The organism is Quadrisphaera sp. KR29 (genome assembly GCF_052644995.1).
On sequence record NZ_JBQXXG010000014.1, the window covers coordinates 69,405 to 89,427 of the forward strand.

General features: G+C 77.1%; 15 protein-coding genes. 14 read left to right on the plus strand and 1 reads right to left on the minus strand.

Translation table 11 applies throughout. The features are described from left to right. Window positions 1–72: 72 nt before the first annotated feature. From glgP to ACUN9U_RS13540, 4 genes are all read left to right on the plus strand, one after another. Window positions 73–2,637 carry an alpha-glucan family phosphorylase gene (glgP, locus tag ACUN9U_RS13525; protein ID WP_445485519.1) on the plus strand — a complete coding sequence of 855 codons (2,565 nt, stop codon included), beginning with the start codon at window positions 73–75 and terminating at the stop codon, window positions 2,635–2,637. Window positions 2,638–2,655: 18 nt separating this feature from the next. Continuing rightward, on the plus strand, window positions 2,656–3,492 hold the full coding sequence (locus ACUN9U_RS13530; protein ID WP_445485520.1) for an ABC transporter ATP-binding protein: 837 nt from the start codon (window positions 2,656–2,658) through the stop codon (window positions 3,490–3,492). Further along, on the plus strand, window positions 3,489–4,268 hold the full coding sequence (locus ACUN9U_RS13535) for an ABC transporter permease (RefSeq protein WP_445485521.1): 780 nt from the start codon (window positions 3,489–3,491) through the stop codon (window positions 4,266–4,268). Before ACUN9U_RS13530 ends, ACUN9U_RS13535 begins: the two co-directional genes overlap by 4 nt. A 322-nt stretch (window positions 4,269–4,590) precedes the next feature. Continuing rightward, complete coding sequence (locus ACUN9U_RS13540) at window positions 4,591–5,727, plus strand: ABC transporter substrate-binding protein (RefSeq protein ID WP_445485522.1); 1,137 nt, start codon at window positions 4,591–4,593, stop codon at window positions 5,725–5,727. Here ACUN9U_RS13540 and glgX read toward each other — a convergent pair. Continuing rightward, on the minus strand, window positions 5,652–7,976 hold the full coding sequence (gene glgX / locus ACUN9U_RS13545; protein ID WP_445485523.1) for a glycogen debranching protein GlgX: 2,325 nt from the start codon (window positions 7,974–7,976) through the stop codon (window positions 5,652–5,654). The two genes, ACUN9U_RS13540 and glgX, sit on opposite strands and share 76 nt — an antisense overlap. 36 nt (window positions 7,977–8,012) lie before the next feature. Between glgX and ACUN9U_RS13550 the strand changes: the two genes are divergently transcribed. From ACUN9U_RS13550 to gatB, 10 genes are all read left to right on the plus strand, one after another. After that, a complete protein-coding gene (locus ACUN9U_RS13550; protein WP_445485524.1) occupies window positions 8,013–9,206 on the plus strand; it encodes a cysteine desulfurase family protein in 1,194 nt (397 codons plus the stop codon). 10 nt (window positions 9,207–9,216) lie between these two features. Beyond that, window positions 9,217–10,350 (plus strand): tRNA 2-thiouridine(34) synthase MnmA, encoded by a 1,134-nt coding sequence (gene mnmA / locus ACUN9U_RS13555; RefSeq protein ID WP_445485525.1) that lies wholly within the window; start codon window positions 9,217–9,219, stop codon window positions 10,348–10,350. After that, on the plus strand, window positions 10,347–11,408 hold the full coding sequence (locus ACUN9U_RS13560; protein WP_445485526.1) for a hypothetical protein: 1,062 nt from the start codon (window positions 10,347–10,349) through the stop codon (window positions 11,406–11,408). The genes mnmA and ACUN9U_RS13560 overlap by 4 nt, the downstream gene beginning before the upstream one ends. 21 nt (window positions 11,409–11,429) lie before the next feature. Next, window positions 11,430–12,305, plus strand: a complete 876-nt coding sequence (locus ACUN9U_RS13565; protein ID WP_445485527.1) for a hypothetical protein — start codon at window positions 11,430–11,432, stop codon at window positions 12,303–12,305. A gap of 51 nt (window positions 12,306–12,356) precedes the next feature. Continuing rightward, window positions 12,357–14,597, plus strand: coding sequence for an NAD-dependent DNA ligase LigA (gene ligA, locus ACUN9U_RS13570; RefSeq protein WP_445485528.1), 2,241 nt, complete (start codon window positions 12,357–12,359; stop codon window positions 14,595–14,597). Beyond that, entirely contained in the window at window positions 14,590–15,453 is an 864-nt protein-coding gene (locus tag ACUN9U_RS13575; RefSeq protein WP_445485529.1) for a pentapeptide repeat-containing protein, read from the plus strand. Before ligA ends, ACUN9U_RS13575 begins: the two co-directional genes overlap by 8 nt. An 11-nt stretch (window positions 15,454–15,464) precedes the next feature. After that, window positions 15,465–16,400 carry a hypothetical protein gene (locus ACUN9U_RS13580; RefSeq protein ID WP_445485530.1) on the plus strand — a complete coding sequence of 312 codons (936 nt, stop codon included), beginning with the start codon at window positions 15,465–15,467 and terminating at the stop codon, window positions 16,398–16,400. Between the two features lie 120 nt (window positions 16,401–16,520). Next, window positions 16,521–16,841, plus strand: coding sequence for an Asp-tRNA(Asn)/Glu-tRNA(Gln) amidotransferase subunit GatC (gene gatC, locus ACUN9U_RS13585; RefSeq protein ID WP_445485531.1), 321 nt, complete (start codon window positions 16,521–16,523; stop codon window positions 16,839–16,841). Beyond that, window positions 16,838–18,448 carry an Asp-tRNA(Asn)/Glu-tRNA(Gln) amidotransferase subunit GatA gene (gene gatA, locus ACUN9U_RS13590; RefSeq protein WP_445485532.1) on the plus strand — a complete coding sequence of 537 codons (1,611 nt, stop codon included), beginning with the start codon at window positions 16,838–16,840 and terminating at the stop codon, window positions 18,446–18,448. The genes gatC and gatA overlap by 4 nt, the downstream gene beginning before the upstream one ends. Next, on the plus strand, window positions 18,445–19,974 hold the full coding sequence (gene gatB, locus ACUN9U_RS13595; protein ID WP_445485533.1) for an Asp-tRNA(Asn)/Glu-tRNA(Gln) amidotransferase subunit GatB: 1,530 nt from the start codon (window positions 18,445–18,447) through the stop codon (window positions 19,972–19,974). The genes gatA and gatB overlap by 4 nt, the downstream gene beginning before the upstream one ends. Window positions 19,975–20,023: the final 49 nt, after the last annotated feature.

Here is a 20,023-nt window from a genome sequence, read left to right on the forward strand (position 1 = left end):
CGAGGACGCCGGGGTGGAGGCGCTGGCGAACCCCTCGCCGGGCACCGCCGCGCTGGCATAGGTTCGTCGGCTGTGAGAGCGATCCGACGGTTCACCGTCCGCACCGCGCTGCCGGAGCAGCTGGCGCCCCTGGGCGAGCTGGCCACCAACCTGCGGTGGTCCTGGCACGCCCCCACGCAGGACCTCTTCGCGAGCCTGGACCCGCAGACGTGGCAGTCCCTGCGCCACGACCCGGTCGCGCTGCTCGGGTCGCTGTCGCCGGAGCGGCTCGCCGAGCTCGCCGCGGACCGCGCCGTGGTGGAGGCCGTGACCGCCGCGCAGGCCGACCTGCGGGCCTACCTGACCGGGGAGCGCTGGTACCAGCAGGAGGTCGCCCCGCAGGGCGGCCCGGCGGCCATCGCCTACTTCTCCCCGGAGTTCGGCATCACCTCGGTGCTGCCGCAGTACTCCGGCGGCCTGGGCATCCTGGCCGGGGACCACCTCAAGGCCGCCTCCGACCTCGGCGTGCCCGTCGTCGGCGTCGGGCTGCTGTACAAGGCCGGGTACTTCAAGCAGGCCTTCAGCCGCGACGGCTGGCAGACCGAGACCTACCCGGTCTCCGACCCCGACGGGCTGCCCCTGACCCAGCTGCGCGAGGCCGACGGCACCCCCGCCGTCATCTCGCTGCCGCTGCCGCACGGGCGCACCCTGCTGGCCCACGTGTGGAAGGCCGACGTCGGCCGCGTGCCGCTGCTGCTGCTCGACTCCGACGTCACCGGCAACGACGAGGCCGCCGCCGGCGTCACCGACCGCCTCTACGGCGGCGGCGGGGACCACCGCCTCCAGCAGGAGCTGCTGCTCGGCGCCGGCGGCGTGCGGGCGCTGCGCCTGTGGTCGCGCCTGTCCGGCGCCCCGGAGCCGGCGGTCTACCACACCAACGAGGGCCACGCGGGCTTCCTCGGCGTCGAGCGCATCCGCGAGCTGACCGCGCAGGGCCTCACCTTCGACGAGGCCGTGGAGGCCGTGCGCGCCGCCACCGTCTTCACGACCCACACCCCCGTGCCCGCCGGCATCGACAGGTTCGGGCGCGACGCGGTCTCCGAGCACCTCGGCGGCTCCGGCTTCCTCGGCGACGTGCCCCTCGACCGGGTCCTCGCCCTCGGCGCGGAGGACTACGCCGGCGGCGACCCGTCGGTGTTCAACATGGCCGTCATGGGCTTCCGCCTGGCCCAGCGCGCCAACGGCGTCTCGGCCCTGCACGGCGAGGTCTCCCGCGGCATGTTCTCCGGGCTCTGGCCGGGCTTCGACGCCCAGGAGACGCCCATCACCTCCATCACCAACGGCGTGCACGCCCCCACCTGGGTCGACCGCAAGGTCGTGGAGCTGCTGGCCGCCTCCGGCGGCGGCGAGGACCCCTCCGACCAGTCCGGGGGCGCCGCCGGGCTCGACGGGGCTGAGCTGTGGGCGCTGCGCGGTGAGCTGCGCGCCCAGCTGGTGGCCGACGCCCGCCGGCGCGTGCGCTCCTCCTGGCTGCGCCGCGGCGCCTCCCCGGCCGAGCTGGCGTGGGTCGCCGACGCGCTCGACCCCGAGGTGCTCACCATCGGCTTCGCCCGGCGCGTGCCCACCTACAAGCGGCTCACGCTCATGCTGCGCGACCCCGAGCGGCTCAAGGCGCTGCTGACCCACCCCACCCGCCCGGTGCAGCTGGTCATCGCCGGCAAGAGCCACCCCGCCGACGACTCCGGCAAGCGCCTGCTGCAGCGGATGGTGCAGTTCGCCGACGACGCCGGCGTGCGCCACCGCATCGTCGTCCTGCCCAACTACGACATCCGCATGGCGCAGACCATGTACCCGGGCGTCGACGTGTGGCTGAACAACCCGCTGCGCCCCCTGGAGGCCTGCGGCACCTCCGGCATGAAGGCCGCCCTCAACGGCGGGCTCAACCTCTCGATCCTCGACGGCTGGTGGGACGAGTGGTTCGACGGGGAGAACGGCTGGGCGATCCCCACCGCCGACGGCGTGGAGGACCCCGACCGCCGCGACGACCTCGAGGCGGCCGCCCTGTACGACCTCATCGAGACGCAGGTGGCCCCGCGCTTCTACGACCGCGACGCCGACGGGCTGCCCGGCCGCTGGCTGGAGATGGTCAAGCACACCCTCGCCACGCTCGCGCCCAAGGTGCAGGCCACGCGCATGGTGCAGGACTACGTCACCACCCTGTACGTGCCCGCGGCGACCTCCGGCGCGGCGCTCGCGGCCGGTGACTTCGCCGGCGCCCGCGACCTCGCCGCGTGGAAGGGCCGCGTCCGTGCGACCTGGAACGGGGTCAAGGTCGACCACGTCGAGTCCGGCGGCGTCGGCGACTCCCCGGAGGTCGGCGACGAGGTGCGGGTGGCCGCCTACGTCTCCCTCGGCCAGCTCTCCCCCTCCGACGTGGAGGTGCAGGTGGTGCACGGGCGCGTCGACGTCGACGACGAGCTGGTGGAGACCTCCACCGCCGCGCTGGCGCTGGAGGAGAGCTACGAGGAGGGGCGCCACCTGTTCAGCGGGACCGTGGTGCTGCGCCGCTCCGGCGCGTTCGGCTACACCGTGCGGGTGCTCCCGCGCCACGGCGCCCAGGCCAGCGCGGCGGAGACCGCGCTGGTCACCAGCGCCTGACCCGTCGCTGACCGAGCGGTGATCGACGTCCGCGGCCTGCGGCGCTCCTACCGGGGCGCCGCGGGCCGCGGACCCGTCCAGGCGCTGGCCGGGCTGGACCTGCACGTGCCCGAGGGCAGCTTCACCAGCCTCATCGGGCCCAGCGGCTGCGGGAAGTCGACGCTGCTGCGCGCCGTGGCCGGCCTGGAGGAGCCCGACGACGGCGAGGTGCTGGTCTGCGGGCGCCCTCCCGGCGCCGCGGCCGCCGACAAGCAGGTGGGCCTGGTGCCGCAGACGCCGGCGCTGCTGCCGTGGCTGACGGTGCGCGCCAACGTCGAGCTGCCCCAGCGGGTCAACCGCGCCGCCGACCGCCGCCGGCGCCGCGGCGGGACGGCGCCGCAGCACGGCGACGCCGCCGAGGTGCTGCGCGAGGTGGGCCTGGGCGCCGTGCTCGAGGCGTACCCGCACGAGCTGTCCGGCGGCATGCAGCAGCGCGTGGCGCTGGCCCGCGCGGTGGCGATGCGCCCGCGGGTGCTGCTGCTCGACGAGCCGTTCAGCGCCGTCGACGAGATCACCCGCGAGGCGCTGCGGCGCCAGCTGCTGGCGCTGTGGGAGCACGTGCCCACCACCGTGCTCTTCGTGACCCACTCCGTCCGGGAGGCGGTCGTGCTGTCCGACACCGTGGTGGTCATGGCCGGGCCGCCCGGGCGGGTGGTCGACGTCGTCGAGGTGGGGCTGCCGCGACCGCGCGCCGGCGCGGACCTGGGCGGCCCCGCGATGCACGCCGTCGAGGACCGGCTGCGCCGCGAGCTGGCCGCTGCCTGGGCTGAGGGGCCGGCTGCTGGGCCGGCTGCTGCGCCGGGGCGGGCGGGGTGAGCCGCTGGTGGCGCCCCGCGGTGTGGGCGCCCGCCGTGGTCGCCCTGCTGGTGCTGGCCGCGGTGTGGCAGCTGGTGGCCTCCCACCTCGCGGCGCAGGGCCAGACCTACCTGCTGCCGCTGCCCGCCGACGTGCTCGCCGAGCTGGGCGGCGCGCCCGGCCGGTACCTGTCCGACGCGTGGACCACCCTCTCGACGGCGCTGCTCGGCGTGCTGCTCGGCGGTGTGCTCGCCGCCGTGCTGGCCGTGGTGCTCAGCGAGGTGCCGCTGCTCGCCCGCGCGCTGCTGCCGCTGGCGGTGGTCCTCAACACCACGCCCGTGGTGGCCTTCGCGCCCGCGCTGGTGGTGGCGTTCGGGTTCGGGCGGACCCCCAAGGTGCTGGTCACCGCCGTCGTCGTCTCCTTCCCCGTGCTCGTCACGCTGCTGCAGGGGCTGCGGGCCGCGCCGCCTGACGCGCTCATGGTGCTGCGCTCGCTGCGCGCCTCCCGCACCGAGGTGCTCTGGCGGCTGCGCCTGCCCTCGGCGCTGCCCGCCCTGTTCACGGCGCTGCGCGTGGTGCTGCCGCTGTCGGTGGTGGGCGCGGTGGTCGCCGAGTTCGTGGCGGCGGGCTCCTCGGCGGGCCTCGGCACGCTCATCACCACCTCGGCCGCCAGCTACCGGCTGGCGCCGGTGTACGCGGCGATCCTCGTGCTGGCCGTCATGGGCGTCGCGCTGCTCGGCGCCGTGGTCGCCGTGGAGCGGCGGGTGCTGGCGCGCTTCGCGCCCGGCCGCCGCTGACCGCCCGCTGGGTGGAGCCGTGACGGCCGACGTGCAGGAGTCCTCCGACGGGCCCTCAGAGCCGCCGCCGGCCGGGATCCGCCCGTCCGGCGTCACCGCCTGCGTCCCGTCCAGCGGGCAGAGGTCCGCCGGGAGCGCCCTGACGGCCCCTCCGGCGCACCTCTGCCCGCTGACTGGGACGCCCGCGCACGCCCGCCGCCCTGTCGGGCGGAGCGGCGCGGGTGCAGGAGAGGGGCGACCCGGGCGTCCGGACGCCCCTGGAGTGCACCTGCGCGACGGCGGTGCGGCGCGGCGCGGGCGGGCCAGGCCTGACAATCGGCGCGTGACCACGCTCCGACGCCGCTCCACCCCCGGCGCGCTGGCGGCCGCCTGCGCCGCCGTGCTCGCGCTGTCCGCCTGCTCCGGCTCCTCCGACGCCCCGGGCGGGTCCGGCTCCGACGCACCGGCCTCGGGAGTCATCGACGCCGACCGGTGCGCCCAGAACCGCGACGCCGGCACGGTCACCTACCTCACCGGCTACCAGTTCCAGGCCTCCACGACGATCCTGGAGGCCGTCGCCGCGGAGTCGTTGGGCTTCTTCGACGACGTCTGCCTCGACGTGCAGCTCCAGCCCGGCAGCGGCGACACCGCCCAGGGCGCCCAGCTCACCGCCGCCGGCAGGGCGCAGCTGTCCGGCGTCGGCAGCGCGGCCGAGGCGATGCTCGCGGTGGCCGGCGGTGCCGACGTCGTCGGCGTCGCCACCTTCGGGCACGTGCCGATCGCCACCCTCATGACCGAGCCGAGCGTCACCGACCTCACCCAGCTCGACGGCACGACGCTCGGGCACAAGGGCAGCCTGCCCGCCCCCCTGCGCGCGATGCTCGTCACCGCCGGGGTCGACGTCGGCTCGATCACCCAGGTCAAGGTCGGCTACGACCCCACCGTGCTCGTGCGCGGCCAGGTGCAGTCGCTGACCGGCTACAAGTCCAACGAGCCGCTGGTGCTGGCCGCCGCGGGCGAGCAGGTCACCCAGTGGGACCCCGAGGACTACGGCGTGACCGGCTCCTTCGGGCAGCTCATCGCCAACCCCGCCTTCGCGAACGCCCACCCGACCGCCGTCCAGGACTTCCTCCGCGCGCTCCTGCACGCCCACGAGGTCTGCCAGAGCCAGCTGGAGCAGTGCGTGCAGGCCGCCGCCGACAGGAGCGGGGGCGGCAGCGGCTTCGACGTCACCCACAACGAGCAGGTCTTCACCACCGAGTCCCAGCTCGTCGCGGACTCCACCCCGGCCGGGCAGCCGATCGGCTTCGTCGACCCCGCGGCGCTGGCCGCCGAGGGCGAGGTGCTGGTCGGGTCCGGTGAGCTCGAGAGCGTCCCGGACCCGGCCAGCGTCTTCGACGACTCCTACCTGCGCGCCGTGGTCGGCTCCGACGGCGCGGTGGCCTGGCCCGCGGCGGGAGCGTCCTCGGCGTCCTCCTGAGCCGGGGGACAGGACCGGTACACGCGCACCGACAGCGCGCTGACGGCCACCACCGCGCCCACGGCGTCGAGCGCTCCCAGCGCGCCCGCGGGGTAGCGCTCCACGGCGCTGTCCCACAGCAGCCGGTACCCGGCGGCGCCGGGCTGGGGCGGCAGGACGACGTCGCCGTCGTCGAGGTCGCCGGCCAGGACGAGCAGGAGGTCCTCCCCGCCGGTCTGCGCGGCGCCCAGGTGCACCTGCACCGTGCGGTTCTGCGGGTCGTGCCAGTCCTCGGGGTCCATCAGCGCGCCGTCGGCGTCCCACCAGGTCAGCTGCGGCGCGCCCGCGACCGGCTCGGCCCGCGCCGGGCGCGGCGGCTGCTCGGCGTGCAGGACCGGGTGCGCCGCGCGCAGCGCCAGCAGCTGCCGGGTGGTCTCGAGAAGGTCCTGCTGCCAGGGCGCCAGCCGCCAGTCGACCCAGGAGGTCTCGTCGTCCAGGCAGTAGGGGTTGTTGTTGCCGCCCTGGGAGCGCCCGACCTCGTCACCGGCGGTGAGCATCGGGACGCCGGCCGAGAGCACGAGCGTGGCCAGCAGGTTGCGCATCGAGCGGCGCCGCAGCGCCGCGACCATGAGCTCGTCGGGGTCCACCGCGGCGGGACCGTCGGCGCCGACCGCGCCCAGCAGCGGCCCGGCGGCGGTGCCGCCCCCGCCCGGCCACCCCTCCATGCCGTGGTTCCAGGAGCGGTTGGCGTCGGTGCCGTCGCGGTTGTCCTCGCCGTTGGCGTGGTTGTGCTTGTGGTCGAACGCGCACGCGTCGGCGAGGGTGAACCCGTCGTGGGCGGTGACGAAGCTCACCGACGCCATGGGCCCGCGGTCACCGGGCCCGCCGCCGAAGAGGTCCGCCGAGCCCGTCAGGCGCAGCGCCAGCTCTCCCAGCCCCGACCCGGTCGGCTCGCCCTGGGAGGCGCGCCGGGGCACCGCGAGCCAGAACTCCCGGGCGCCGTCGCGGAACCTGTCGTTCCACTCCGCGAACGGCTGCGGGAAGTCCCCGGTGCGCCACCCGTCGTGCCCGAGGTCCCACGGCTCGGCGATGAGCTTGGTGTCGGACAGCACCGGGTCGGCCCCCATCGCCAGCAGCAGCGGGGCGTCGGGGCGGTAGCCCCCGTCCAGACCGCGGCCCAGCGTGGGGGCCAGGTCGAACCGGAAGCCGTCCACCCCGAAGGCCGTCACCCAGTGCCGCAGGGAGTCCATCGCCAGCCGCACGCACTGCGGCCGGCCGAAGTCCAGGCTGTTGCCGCACCCGGTGGAGTCGACGTCGCGGCCCTCGCCGTCCAGCCGGTAGTAGCCGGTGGCGTCCAGGCCGCGCAGCGACAGGCTCGGCCCGTCGTGCGCGTGCCCCTCGCAGGAGTGGTTGTAGACGACGTCGAGCAGCACCTCCAGGCCCGCGGCGTGCAGGGCCGCCACCGCGTCGCGGACCTCGGCCAGCACCGCCGCCGGGCCCGCCGCGCGCGCCGCGGCGGTGGCGTAGCGCGGCTCGGGGGCGAACCAGCTGAGCGTGGAGTAGCCCCAGTAGTTCGCCTGCCCGCGCCGCGCCAGGGAGACCTCCGAGCCGACCGCCTGCACCGGCAGCAGCTCCACCGCGGTGGCGCCCAGGCGCGTGAGGTGCTCGACGACGGCGGGGTGGGCCAGGCCCGCCCAGGTGCCGCGCAGCTCCGGCGGGACTTCGGGGTGCAGCCGCGTCAGCCCCCGCAGGTGCGCCTCGTAGACCACGGTGCGCGACCACGGCGTGCGCGGGCGCGCCGCCGCGTCGGCCTGGGGGGCCTCGACGACGACGCCGACGGGCGCGCAGCCGGCGCTGTCCAGCCCGCTGCGCCGCTGGGCGGCCGGCGAGGGCTCGCGCGGGAGCCACTGCGGGCCGTCGACCTCGTGGGCGAACAGCTCCGGCCCCCACCGCAGCTCGCCCTCCACCGCCAGCGCGTAGGGGTCCAGCAGCAGCTTGGCCGGGTCGTGGCGCAGGCCCGCGGCCGGCTCCCAGGGCCCGTCGACGCGCAGGCCGTAGCGCTGGCCGGCGCGCACGCCGGGCAGCTGCCCGGTCCACAGCCCGCCGGGGCGCCGCTGCAGGGGCACGCGGCGCTCCACCCAGCCGGCCCCGCCGGGCGCGGGGTCGAGCAGGCACACGTCCACCGCCTCGGCGCGGGAGGCGACGACGGCCGCGCTGGCTCCCCCCGGCTGGAGGCGGACGCCCAGGGCCGTGCTCTTCGCGCTGGTCATGGGGGATGACTCTGCCGCACGACGTACCCTCGGTGCGTGACGGCGTACCTGGACCACGCTGCCGACACGCCCGTGCTGCCCGAGGCGGCCGAGGCGGTGCTCGCGGAGCTCACCCGTTCGGGCAACGCCTCCGCCCTGCACAGCTCGGGGCGCTCCGCGCGGCGGGTGGTGGAGGAGTCCCGCGAGGAGCTGGCGGCGGCGCTGGGAGCCCGTCCCGGCGAGGTGGTGCTCACCGGCGGCGGCACCGAGTCCGACAACCTCGCGGTCAAGGGCCTGTTCTGGGCCCGGCACGCGGAGGACCCGCGGCGCACCCGCGTGCTGGTCTCCGCGGTGGAGCACCACGGCGTGCTCGACCCCGCGCACTGGCTGGGCCAGCACCCCGCCGGGCTGGGCGCGCAGGTGGAGGAGCTGCCCGTGGACGGCGAGGGCCGGCTGCGCCTGGACGCGCTGCGCGAGTCCCTCGAGCGCGACCCCGCCTCCGTGGCGCTCGTCAGCGTCATGTGGGCCAACAACGAGGTCGGCACCCTGCAGCCGCTGGCCGAGGTGGTCGAGCTGGCCTCCCGCCACGGCGTGCCCGTGCACTCCGACGCCGTCCAGGCCGTCGGGCAGGTGCCCGTCGACTTCGCCGCCTCCGGCCTGGCGGCGCTGTCCTTCACCGGCCACAAGCTGGGCGGCACCACCGGCGTCGGCGCCCTGGTGCTGCGCCGCGGCACGACCCTGGTGCCGGTGCTGCACGGCGGCGGCCAGGAGGGCGGGGTGCGCTCCGGCAGCGTCGACGCCGCCGCGGCGCGCGGCCTGGCCGTGGCCACCACGGCAGCGGTCTCGACCCTCGCCGAGCGCGCCGCCGCGCTGCGCGCCCTGCGCGACCAGCTCGAGGCGGGCGTGCTGGCCGCCGTGCCCGACGCCGTGGTCCGCGGCGCCGCCCGCGCCGAGGACCGCCTGCCCGGGCTGCTGCACGTCACCGTGCCGGGCGCCGAGGGCGACGCGCTGCTGTACCTGCTCGACGCCCAGGGCGTGGAGTGCTCCACCGGGTCGGCCTGCACCGCCGGGGTGCCCCAGCCCAGCCACGTGCTGCGCGCCATGGGCCTGAGCGACGCCGAGGCCGCCGGCGCGCTGCGCTTCAGCCTCGGGCGCACCAGCACCGCCGCCGACGTCGTCCGCGCCGCCGAGGTGCTCGGCCCCGTGGTCGAGCGGGCGCGCACCGCGGGCCTGGCGCTCGCGGGCTCGTGAGGCGGCTGCTGTGAGGGTGCTGGCGGCGCTGTCCGGGGGCGTCGACTCGGCCGTCGCGGCGGCCCGCGCCGTGGACGCCGGCCACGACGTGGTCGCGGTGCACCTGGCCCTGGCCAGCGCCTCCCCGAGCGCGGTGCCCGGCCGGGCGAGGGGCTGCTGCACGGTCGAGGACTCCCGCGACGCGCGGCGCGCCGCCGACGTGATCGGCGTCCCGTTCTACGTGTGGGACCTGTCCGAGCGCTTCGGGCGCGACGTCGTCGACGACTTCGTGGCCGAGTACGCCGCCGGCCGCACCCCCAACCCCTGCGTGCGCTGCAACCAGAAGGTCAAGTTCGCCGCGCTGGCCGACCGGGCCCTCGCGCTCGGCTTCGACGCGGTGGCCACCGGCCACTACGCGCGCCTGGAGCCGGGGGCGGCGGGCGCACCGGAGCTGCACCGCAGCCGCGACCTGGCCAAGGACCAGTCCTACGTGCTCGCCGTGCTGCCGCCGGCGCGCCTGGCCACGGCGCTGTTCCCGCTCGGGAGCGCCGGGTCCAAGGACGAGGTCCGCGCCGAGGCCGCCGCCCGCGGCCTCGCGCTGGCCGACAAGCCCGACAGCACCGACATCTGCTTCGTCCCCGACGGCGACACCCGCGCCTGGCTGGGCGCCCGGCTGCCCGAGGGCGCCCGGGAGCCCGGCGACGTGGTCGACAGCTCCGGTGCCGTCGTGGGCGCCCACGGCGGCGCCGCCGGCTACACCGTCGGGCAGCGCCGCGGACTGCGCCTGGGCGTGCCCGCCGCCGACGGGAAGCCGCGGTACGTGCTGTCGGTGTCCGTGGCCGAGCGCCGCGTGGTGGTCGGCTCGGCCGAGGAGCTCGACGTCGACGTCCTGTCCGGTGACGGCGCCGTCTGGTGCGGTCCGGCGCCGCAGCCGGGTCAGCGGCTGGGGGCGCAGGTGCGCGCCCACGGCGCCGAGCTGGCCTGTACCGTGGAGGACGTCGACGACGGCGCGCCGGGCGCCGGCACGGTGCGGGTGCGGCTCGACGAGCCCGCGCGCGGGGTGGCACCGGGCCAGCTGCTGGCCCTGTACGACGGCACCCGCGTGGTGGGCTCGGCCACCCTCACCGCGGCGGTCCTGGCGGCGCGCGCGACCCTGGGGGCATGACCTCCCCGTCGCCGGCCCCCCACGCCCCTCGCGCCACGGCGACCGGCGCCTGGCCGGGGGAGGACCCCCTGGAGGCCGCCCGCGCCGTCCTCGGCGAGCTGGGCGGGGACCACCTGCCCTTCGCCCCCGAGCTGCCCGCGCGCGGGCCGGGCGCCGACCCCACCGGGCGCACCGCCGCGCTGCTGGTCGACATGCCGGTGGACCTGCAGCCCGTCGGCTGGCGCCTGGTCGACCACCCCGGCCGCGACGCCCAGCGCGCGGCGTCCTTCCGCACCGCCGACCTCGACGCCCTCGCCGAGGCCGCCGACGGGTACGCGGGCCCGCTCAAGCTGCAGGTGGTCGGCCCGTGGAGCCTGGCGGCCTCGGTGTGGCTGCCGCGCGGCGAGCGCGCCGTCGTCGACGAGGGCGCCGCCCGCGACCTGCTCGCCTCCCTGGTCGAGGGGGTGCTGCAGCACGCCGGCGACGTGCAGCGCCTCGTGCCGGGCGCCGAGCTGCTGGTGCAGGTCGACGAGCCGTCGCTGCCGGCGGTCCTGGAGGGCCGCGTGCCCACCGCCAGCGGCTGGGGGCGGCTGCGCGCCGTCGACGCGCAGCGCGCCCGCGACGGCCTGCGCGAGCTCACCGGCGCCCTGCGCGCCGCGGGCGTGCGGACGGCCCTGCGCTGCACGGCGCCGTCGTCGCCCTCCTCGACCTCCCCCTGGCCGCTGCTGCGCACCGCGGGCGCCGACGCGCTGGTGGTCTCCGCCCCGCCGTCGCGCCCGCTGGGCACCGCCGTCTGGGAGGAGCTCGCCGAGGCGCTGGAGTCCGGGCACGAGCTGCACCTGGGCGTGCTGGACGTCCCGGCGCTCGCCGGGGGCGCCGCGCTGCCGGAGGTCTCGGCGCTGCTCGCCGCGGTGCGCACCCCGTGGGACCGGCTCGGCCTGCCCGCCTCCCAGCTCGCGCGGGTGGTGGTGACGACGTCGACCGGGATGGCTGCGCTGCCGCCGTCCGCCGCCGCCGCCGCGCTGGCGCGCCTGGGCGCGACCGCCGACGCGCTGGGCGAGGTCCTCGCCGAGGCCTGAGGCACCCGGCAGGGTGGGGCCGTGCCACCCGCCCGCTCCTCCTCAGGGGACCGGCTGACGGGCGACCTCGCCCGCGCCACCGCCTCCTGGCTCTCCCTCGTGCTCGGGCTCGGCCTGGCCGGCGTGGCGCTGGCCGCCGCCCGCGACGCCGGCGCCTCCGGCGAGGCCGCCCGGGCGGTGCCCGCCGCCGTCGTCCTCGCGGTGACCGTGCCGCTGGTGCTCGCGGCCCACGGCCGCTCGCGCTGGCAGCCCGTGCTGGGGGTGCGCCGGCCGGTGCTGGTGCTCGCCGGAGCGGCCGTCGGGCTGGGCGCGGCGGGGCTGGTGCTGCTCGCCGACCACCTGGCCGGGGGCGCGGGCGGGTTCGCGGTGACCGGCGTCGACGTGCCCGCGCTGCTGCTGTGGCTCGTGGTGACGCTGCTGCTGGCCGCGGCGCTGGAGGCGGTGCCGCAGGAGCTCGCGCTGCGCGGCGGCGTCTTCGGCGGGCTGCGCGGGCACCTGCCCGGCTGGCTGGCCGGCCTGGTGGCGGTCGCGGCCTCCGTGGCGGCGCCCGCGGCGGTGGTCTGGGCGACGGCGCAGCTGGGGGAGTGGCTCGGGGTCGGGGTGCCGGCCGCGGGCTACGCCCCCGGCGGGCGGGACCCGGTCTCCCACGCCGCGCAGCTCGCCGCCCTGGCCGTGGTGCTGCTGCTGGTGCGGGCCGTGGTCGGGTCGGTCTGGGCGTGCGTCGGGTGCCACCTGGCCTTCCTCGTGGTCGACCGGCTGCTGCGGGGCGACGCCGCCACCACGGGCCTGGCGCTGCGCACCGGGGAGGGCGCGGACCTGCTGGTCGCGGGCCACCTGGCGCTGACGGCCGCGGTGCTCGGCGTGGTGCTGCTGCGCCGCCGGGGTGGTCGTCGGTAGCCCTCGGCGGCCCTCGGTCGCGCTGTCGGAGGCGCTGGGCAGACTGGGCGGGTGACAGAGCAGGAGACGGCGCCGGAGGCGGTGCAGGAACTGCCCAGCGCTCCGCCCGAGGTGCGCCGCGAGTGGGACGAGCTGGCCGAGCGGGTCCGCGCCGCCCGCTTCGCCTACTACGTGCGCGACGCCCCGACCATCGCCGACGGCGAGTTCGACGCGCTGCTGCGCCGCCTGGAGGCCCTGGAGGAGGCCCACCCCGACCTGCGGGTGCCCGACTCCCCGACCCAGGTGGTGGGCGGGACCTTCAGCACCGACTTCGCCGCCGTCGACCACCTCGAGCGGATGCTCAGCCTCGACAACGTCTTCACCCGCGAGGAGCTGGCCACCTGGGCCGGGCGCGTGCAGCGCGACCTGTCCGACGGCCGCGCGGAGGCGCCGGCGGTCCGCTGGCTGTGCGAGCTGAAGATCGACGGGCTGGCGGTGAACCTGCGCTACGAGCGCGGCCGCCTGGTGCTGGCCGCCACCCGCGGCGACGGGCGCACCGGTGAGGACGTCACCCACAACGTCCGCACCATCGGCGCGGTGCCGCAGCAGCTCACCGGGGCCGCCGACGGCACGGGCAGCTTCCCCGAGGTCTTCGAGGTGCGCGGGGAGGTGTTCTTCCCCGTGGCGGACTTCGAGGCGCTCAACGCCTCCCTGGTCGAGGCCGGGAAGGCGCCCTTCGCCAACCCCCGCAACGCCGCCGCGGGGTCCCTGCGCCAGAAGGACCCGCGGGTCACCGCCTCCCGGCCGCTGTCGATGATCGTGCACGGCCTGGGCGTGCGCGGAGGCCTGGAGCCGGCCAGCCAGTCGCAGACGTACGAGCTGCTGCGCTCCTGGGGCCTGCCGACCTCGCCCGCCTACCGCGTGGTGGACACCCTCGAGGCGGTCCAGGAGTACATCGACCACTACGGCGAGCACCGCCACGACGCCGCCGCCGTCGAGCACGAGATCGACGGCGTGGTGGTCAAGGTCGACGAGGTCTCCCAGCAGCGGCGCCTGGGCGCCACCTCCCGCGCGCCCCGGTGGGCCATCGCGTGGAAGTACCCGCCGGAGGAGGTCACGACGCAGCTGCTCGACATCCGCGTCAACGTGGGCCGCACCGGCCGCGTCACGCCGTTCGCCCACATGGTCCCGGTGAAGGTCTCGGGGTCGACGGTGCAGCTGGCCACCCTGCACAACGCCAGCGAGGTGGTGCGCAAGGGCGTGCTCATCGGCGACACCGTGGTCGTGCGCAAGGCCGGCGACGTCATCCCCGAGGTGGTCGGCCCCGTCGTCGACCTGCGGAAGGGCACCGAGCGCGCCTTCGAGATGCCCACGCACTGCCCCGAGTGCGGCACCGAGCTGCGCTTCGAGCGGGAGGGCGACGCCGACCTGCGCTGCCCCAACGCCCGCACCTGCCCCGCGCAGCTGCGCGAGCGCGTCTTCCACGTCGCCGGGCGCGGCGCCTTCGACGTCGAGGCCCTGGGCTACGAGGCGGCCACGGCGCTGACGGAGGCCGACGACGACGGCCGCCAGGTCCTCGCCGACGAGGGCGGGCTGTTCGCGCTGACCGCCGAGGACCTGCTGGCGCTGCCGCTGTTCACCCGCGCGCCCAAGAAGGGGGAGGGTGAGGGCCGGGTCCTCAACGCCAACGGCGTGCGGCTGCTGGCCAACCTCGAGGCCGCCAAGGACCGGCCGCTGTGGCGCGCGCTCGTCGGGCTGTCGATCCGCCACGTCGGGCCCACGGCAGCCCGGGCCCTGGCGCAGCGGTTCGGCTCGATGGACGCGATCCGCGCCGCCTCCCAGGAGGAGCTCGCCGCCGTCGACGGCGTCGGCCCGACCATCGCCGAGGCCGTGGTCGAGTGGTTCTCCGTCGACTGGCACGCCGCCGTGGTCGACGCGTGGGCCGCCGCCGGGGTGTCGATGGCCGACGAGGCCGCCGCCGGGGTGGAGCGGACGCTGGAGGGGCTGACCATCGTCGTCACCGGCTCCCTGGAGCGCTTCAGCCGCGACGAGGCGAAGGAGGCGATCTTGTCCCGCGGGGGCAAGGCGTCCTCGTCGGTGTCGAAGAAGACCTCCTACGTGGTGGTCGGTGACAGCCCGGGCAGCAAGGCCGCCAGGGCCGAGGAGCTCGGCGTGCCCGTGCTCGACGAGGAGGGCTTCGAGCGGCTGCTGGCCGACGGGCCGCCGCCCGCGCCCGAGGAGCCCGCCGAGGACTCCGCCGAGGACTCCCGCGAGGACTCCGCCGAGCAGCCGGCCGAGGAGCCGGGTGGCTGACAGGTCGGCCCTGCGCGCCGACTGCGGGCGGTGCGCAGCGCTGTGCTGCGTGCTGCCGGCCTTCGGCCGGTCGACCGACTTCGCCCTCGACAAGCCCGCCGGCAGCCCCTGCCCGAACCTGCTCGCCGACGCCCGGTGCGGCATCCACGACCAGCTGGTGCAGCGCGGCTTCCCCGGCTGCGTGGCCTTCGACTGCTTCGGCGCCGGCCAGCGCGCCGTGCAGGTCGTCTTCGGGCAGCGGCCCGGCGGGCCTCCGGCCCCGGGGCACCTGCTGGCCGAGGCACCTGACCTGCCGGGCGTGCTGGCCTCCCTGCGCGGGCTCCACGAGGTGCTGTGGCACCTCACCGAGGCGCAGGCGCTGCTGCGGCCCGGGCCCCTGCGCGACGAGGTCGCGGCGCTGCGCGCCCGTGTCGAGCAGCTCGCCGACTCCGGCCGGGAGCAGCTGGCCGGGGTCGACGTCGGCGAGCAGCGCCGCGCCGCCGGGCCGCTGCTGGAGCACGCCAGCCGGGCCCTGCGCGCGGAGGTGCCCGGCCGCACGGCACGGCACCGAGGCGCCGACCTGTCGGGGCGCCGGTGGAGGGGTGCGCGCCTGCGGGGGGCGGACCTGCGCGGGGCGCTGCTGCTGGGCGCTGACCTGCGCGGTGCGGACCTCCGGCGCGCCGACCTGCTGGGCGCCGACCTGCGCGGAGCGGACCTGCGCGGTGCTGACCTCACAGGTGCGCTCTTCGTGACCACCACCCAGCTCGACGCCGCCCGCGGTGACGCCTCCACGCGCCTGCCCGACGGCCCGCTCCCGGTGTGGCGGGTGCGCCCCGTAGGCACCTCCCGACAGGACGCCGCAGGTCAGAGGGTGTAGGACTGCGGCCCATGGCCAAGAAGAAGAGCAAGAAGAGCCCGTCGGTCGGCCTGGCCGACCGGCTCCGCGCCGCGCAGAGCGCGCTGGAGGGCGCCACCGCCTCCAAGGAGGAGACCGCCGCCCGGCGGGACGAGGTCGCCCGTCGGCGCGACGAGGCCGCCGCCGCCGTCTCGGCCGCCAAGGCCGCCCGCAGGGAGGCCCGCGCCGCACTGGCGTCCGCCGAGAAGGCGCTGGATAAGGCGAAGGCCTCGCACGAGGACCTGCGGGCCAAGGCCAAGAAGGCCGACAGGGCCGCGCACACCGCCGACGTCGCTGCCGACGAGGCGCGCCGCGAGCACGAGCAGCTGGCGCGCAAGGCCGCCCGCCGCCAGGGCGACGCCGACGCCGCCGCGGCCGCCGATGCCACAGCCGCGCCCGAGCAGTCCGACCAGCCGTCTGGCCAGCCGTCCGAGCAGCCGTCCGAGCAGCCGTCCGAGCAGCCGTCCGAGCAGCCGTCCGAGCAGCCCGCCGAGCAGGCGGCCACGGACGCGGCACCGGCACGGCGCACCCGCGCCTCCGGCACCCGGTCCACGGGCACCCGCGCCTCCGGCACCCGCACCACGGGCACCCGCACCCGGCGCACCTCCGCCAGCACCCCGGCCGGGGCGGGCGGCGACACCGAGGACGCCCCCGAGGCGGAGGCGGCCGACACCCCGCCGCGCGCCACCCGCACCCGCCGGACCACCGGCACGAGCCCGCGCACGACGGGCACCCGCACGCGGCGTCCCCGCGCCGCCTCGGTGACCGCCACCGAGGTGACCGCCGCCCCCGAGGCGCCCGAGGGCATCGCGACCGCGGGCGTCTCCGACGCCGACCAGCCGGAGCAGGTCACCACCTCGCCGAACGAGCAGCCCACCGAGCAGCCCACCGAGCAGCCCACCGAGCAGCAGGGCGACGAGCAGTCCTGACCAGCGCGTCGGGATCATGCAGAAGACCCGCACCTGGGAGCCCGGGCTGCGGGTCTTCTGCATGATCAGCCCGACGGGCCCGGCGACCACGGCCGGACGACCCTCCTAGACTCGGCTCCCATGCCCGCCCTGCCCCGCGAGGAGGTCGCGCACCTCGCGCGGCTGGCCCGCATCGACATGCCCGACGCCGAGCTCGACCACCTCGCCGACCAGCTCACCGCCATCGTCGACGCGGTCGCCTCGGTCACCGGTGCCGTCGCCGCCGCCGAGCGCGCCACGGGCGAACCGGTCCCGGCCACCAGCCACCCGGTCCCCCTGACCAACGTCACCCGCCCCGACGTCGTCCAGGAGACGCTGACCGCCGCCGACGCCCTCGCCGCGGCCCCGGAGGCGGAGGACGACAGGTTCCGCGTGCCGCGCATCCTCGGGGAGGACGCATGAGCGCCGACGCCAGCACCGAGCTGGTCCGCCTGGACGCCTCGGTGATGGCCGCGGCGCTCGCCGCCCGGGAGGTCTCGGCCGTCGAGCTCACCCGCGCCCACCTCGACCGGATCGCCGAGGTCGACGGACCCGCCGACTCGGGCGTCCACGCGTTCCTCCACGTCGACGCCGAGGGGGCGCTCGCCCGCGCCGCCGAGCTCGACGCCGCCCGTGCGCGCGGGGAGGAGCTGCACGCCCTCGCGGGCGTGCCGGTGGCCGTCAAGGACGTCATGGTCACCCGCGGCATGCCCAGCACCGCCGGCTCCCGCATGCTCGAGGGCTGGGTGCCGCCCTACGACGCCACGGTCGTCGAGAAGATGCGCGCCGCGGGCCTGGTGACCCTGGGCAAGACCAACATGGACGAGTTCGCCATGGGGTCCAGCACCGAGCACTCCGCCTTCGGGCCCACCCGCAACCCGTGGGCCGCCGACCGCATCCCGGGCGGTTCCGGCGGCGGCTCGGCCGCGGCGCTGGCCGCCTTCGAGGCTCCGCTGGCCACGGGCACCGACACCGGCGGCTCCATCCGCCAGCCCGCCGCCGTCACCGGCACGGTCGGGGTGAAGCCGACCTACGGCGGCGTCTCCCGCTACGGGCTCATCGCCCTGGCCAGCAGCCTGGACCAGGGCGGGCCCTGCGCGCGCACCGTGCTCGACACCGCGCTGCTCCACGAGGTGATGGGCGGGCACGACCCGCGCGACTCCACCTCGCTGACCGACCCGGTGCCCGCCGTCGTCGCCGCTGCCCGCGAGGGCGCCCGGGGGGACCTGTCCGGCGTGCGCGTCGGCGTGGTCGCCGAGCTCGGCGGCACCGGGCACGCCGAGGGCTTCCAGCCCGGGGTGCTGCAGCGCTTCGCCGAGGCGCTCGACCAGCTGCGCGCCGCCGGCGCCGACGTCGTCGAGGTGAGCTGCCCGAACCTCGAGCACGCGCTGGGCGCGTACTACCTCATCCTCCCCAGCGAGGCGAGCAGCAACCTCGCCCGCTACGACGGCATGCGCTACGGCCTGCGCGTGCTCCCCGAGGGCGTCGACCCCGCCGAGGTGACCGCCGAGCAGGTCATGGCCGCCACGCGCGCCCGGGGCTTCGGGGCCGAGGCCAAGCGGCGCATCGTCCTGGGCACCTACGCCCTGTCCAGCGGGTACTACGACGCCTACTACGGCAGCGCGCAGAAGGTGCGCACGCTCGTGCAGCGCGACTTCGCCGCCGCCTTCGGCCAGGTCGACGTCCTGGTCAGCCCGACCGCGCCCACCACGGCGTTCCGGCTGGGGGAGAAGCTCGACGACCCGCTGGCCATGTACCGCGGTGACGTCGCCACCATCCCCGCGAACCTCGCCGGGATCCCCGGGATGAGCCTGCCCGTGGGCCTGGCCCCCGAGGACGGCCTGCCCGTGGGGCTGCAGCTGCTGGCGCCCGTCCGCGAGGACGCACGGCTGTACCGCGTGGGCGCCGCCCTCGAGGCGCGCCTGCACGCCGCGTGGGGCGGGACGCTGCTCGACCGCGTCCCCGCCTGGACCCCCGCGGGCGACCCCGCGCAGACGACCACCGCGACGACCGCCGGAGCCTCCGCATGAGCACCAGCGCAGACCTCATCGCCTACGACGACGCCGTGGCCCGCTTCGACCCCGTCGTGGGGCTCGAGGTCCACGTCGAGCTGAACACCGCCACGAAGATGTTCAGCGGGGCGCCGACCGCCTTCGGCGCCGAGCCGAACACGCAGGTCGACCCGACCTCGCTCGGCCTGCCCGGGTCGATGCCGGTGCTCAACGCCAAGGCCGTCGAGTCCGCGGTCCGGATCGGGCTGGCGCTGAACTGCTCCATCGCGGCGCAGTGCCGGTTCGCGCGGAAGAACTACTTCTACCCGGACATGCCCAAGAACTTCCAGACCAGCCAGTACGACGAGCCGATCGCCTTCGACGGCTGGCTGGACGTGGAGGTGCCCGCCTCCGAGGACGGCTCGCTGCCCGCCTTCACCCACCGGGTGGAGATCGAGCGCGCCCACATGGAGGAGGACACCGGCAAGTCCTCCCACGTCGGTGGGACCACCGGGCGCATCCACGGCGCCGAGTACTCCCTGGTCGACTACAACCGCGCGGGCATCCCGCTCATCGAGATCGTCACGCGCCCCATCACCGGCGCCGGCGCCCGCGTGGGGGAGGTGGCCCGCGCCTACGTGGCCACCCTGCGCGACCTGCTGCGCGGCCTGGACGTCTCCGACGTCAAGATGGAGCAGGGCTCGATGCGCTGCGACGTCAACCTCTCCTTGCGCGACACCCCCGGCTCCCGGCTCGGCACCCGCACCGAGACCAAGAACGTCAACTCGCTGCGCTCGGTGGAGCGCGCCGTGCGCTACGAGGTCGGCCGCCAGGCCGCCGTGCTGCTCGCCGGCGGGTCGGTGGTCCAGGAGACCCGCCACTGGCACGAGGACACGGGCCTGACGACGTCGGGGCGGGTGAAGTCCGACGCGGAGGACTACCGCTACTTCCCCGAGCCCGACCTCGTGCCCGTCGCGCCGGACCCGGCGTGGGTGGAGGAGCTGCGCGCGGCGCTGCCCGAGCCGCCCGCGGCCCGCCGCCGGCGCCTGCAGGGCGAGTGGGGCCTGACCGACCTCGACATGCGCGACCTGCTCAACGCCGGGGCCCTCGACCTCGTCGAAGCCACCGTCGCCCTGGGCGCCCCGCCGGCCGCCGCCCGCAAGTGGTGGACCGGCGAGCTCGGCCGCGCCGCCAACACGCGCGGCACCACCCTGGAGGAGCTGCCCGTCACGCCCGCGCACGTGGCGCAGCTGCAGGCGCTGGTGGACGGGGGGAAGCTCAACGACAAGCTCGCCCGCCAGGTGCTGGAGCACGTGCTGGAGGGCGAGGGCGACCCGCAGCACGTGGTCGACGCCCGCGGCCTGGCCGTGGTGTCCGACGACGGCGCGCTGCTGGCCGCCGTCGAGGAGGCCCTGGCCGCCAACCCGGACGTGGCGGGCAAGATCCGCGACGGCAAGGTGCAAGCCGCGGGCGCGATCGTGGGGGCGGTCATGAAGGCCACCCGCGGCTCCGCCGACGCGGCCCGCGTGCGCGAGCTGGTGCTGGAGCGCGTCGCGGCCGGCTGACGCCCGCCAGCCCGGCGTCCGGCAGTCCGGCGCCCGCCGGCCCAGCACC

What these genes read in the sequence shown, in the direction of transcription:
- glgX (WP_445485523.1), bottom strand. Translation starts at nt 7,976, where the DNA reads ATGACCAGCGCGAAGAGCACGGCCCTGGGCGTCCGCCTCCAGCCGGGG.
- ACUN9U_RS13560 (WP_445485526.1), top strand. Translation starts at nt 10,347, where the DNA reads ATGACCTCCCCGTCGCCGGCCCCCCACGCCCCTCGCGCCACGGCGACC.
- ACUN9U_RS13580 (WP_445485530.1), top strand. Translation starts at nt 15,465, where the DNA reads ATGGCCAAGAAGAAGAGCAAGAAGAGCCCGTCGGTCGGCCTGGCCGAC.
- gatC (WP_445485531.1), top strand. Translation starts at nt 16,521, where the DNA reads ATGCCCGCCCTGCCCCGCGAGGAGGTCGCGCACCTCGCGCGGCTGGCC.
- gatA (WP_445485532.1), top strand. Translation starts at nt 16,838, where the DNA reads ATGAGCGCCGACGCCAGCACCGAGCTGGTCCGCCTGGACGCCTCGGTG.
- gatB (WP_445485533.1), top strand. Translation starts at nt 18,445, where the DNA reads ATGAGCACCAGCGCAGACCTCATCGCCTACGACGACGCCGTGGCCCGC.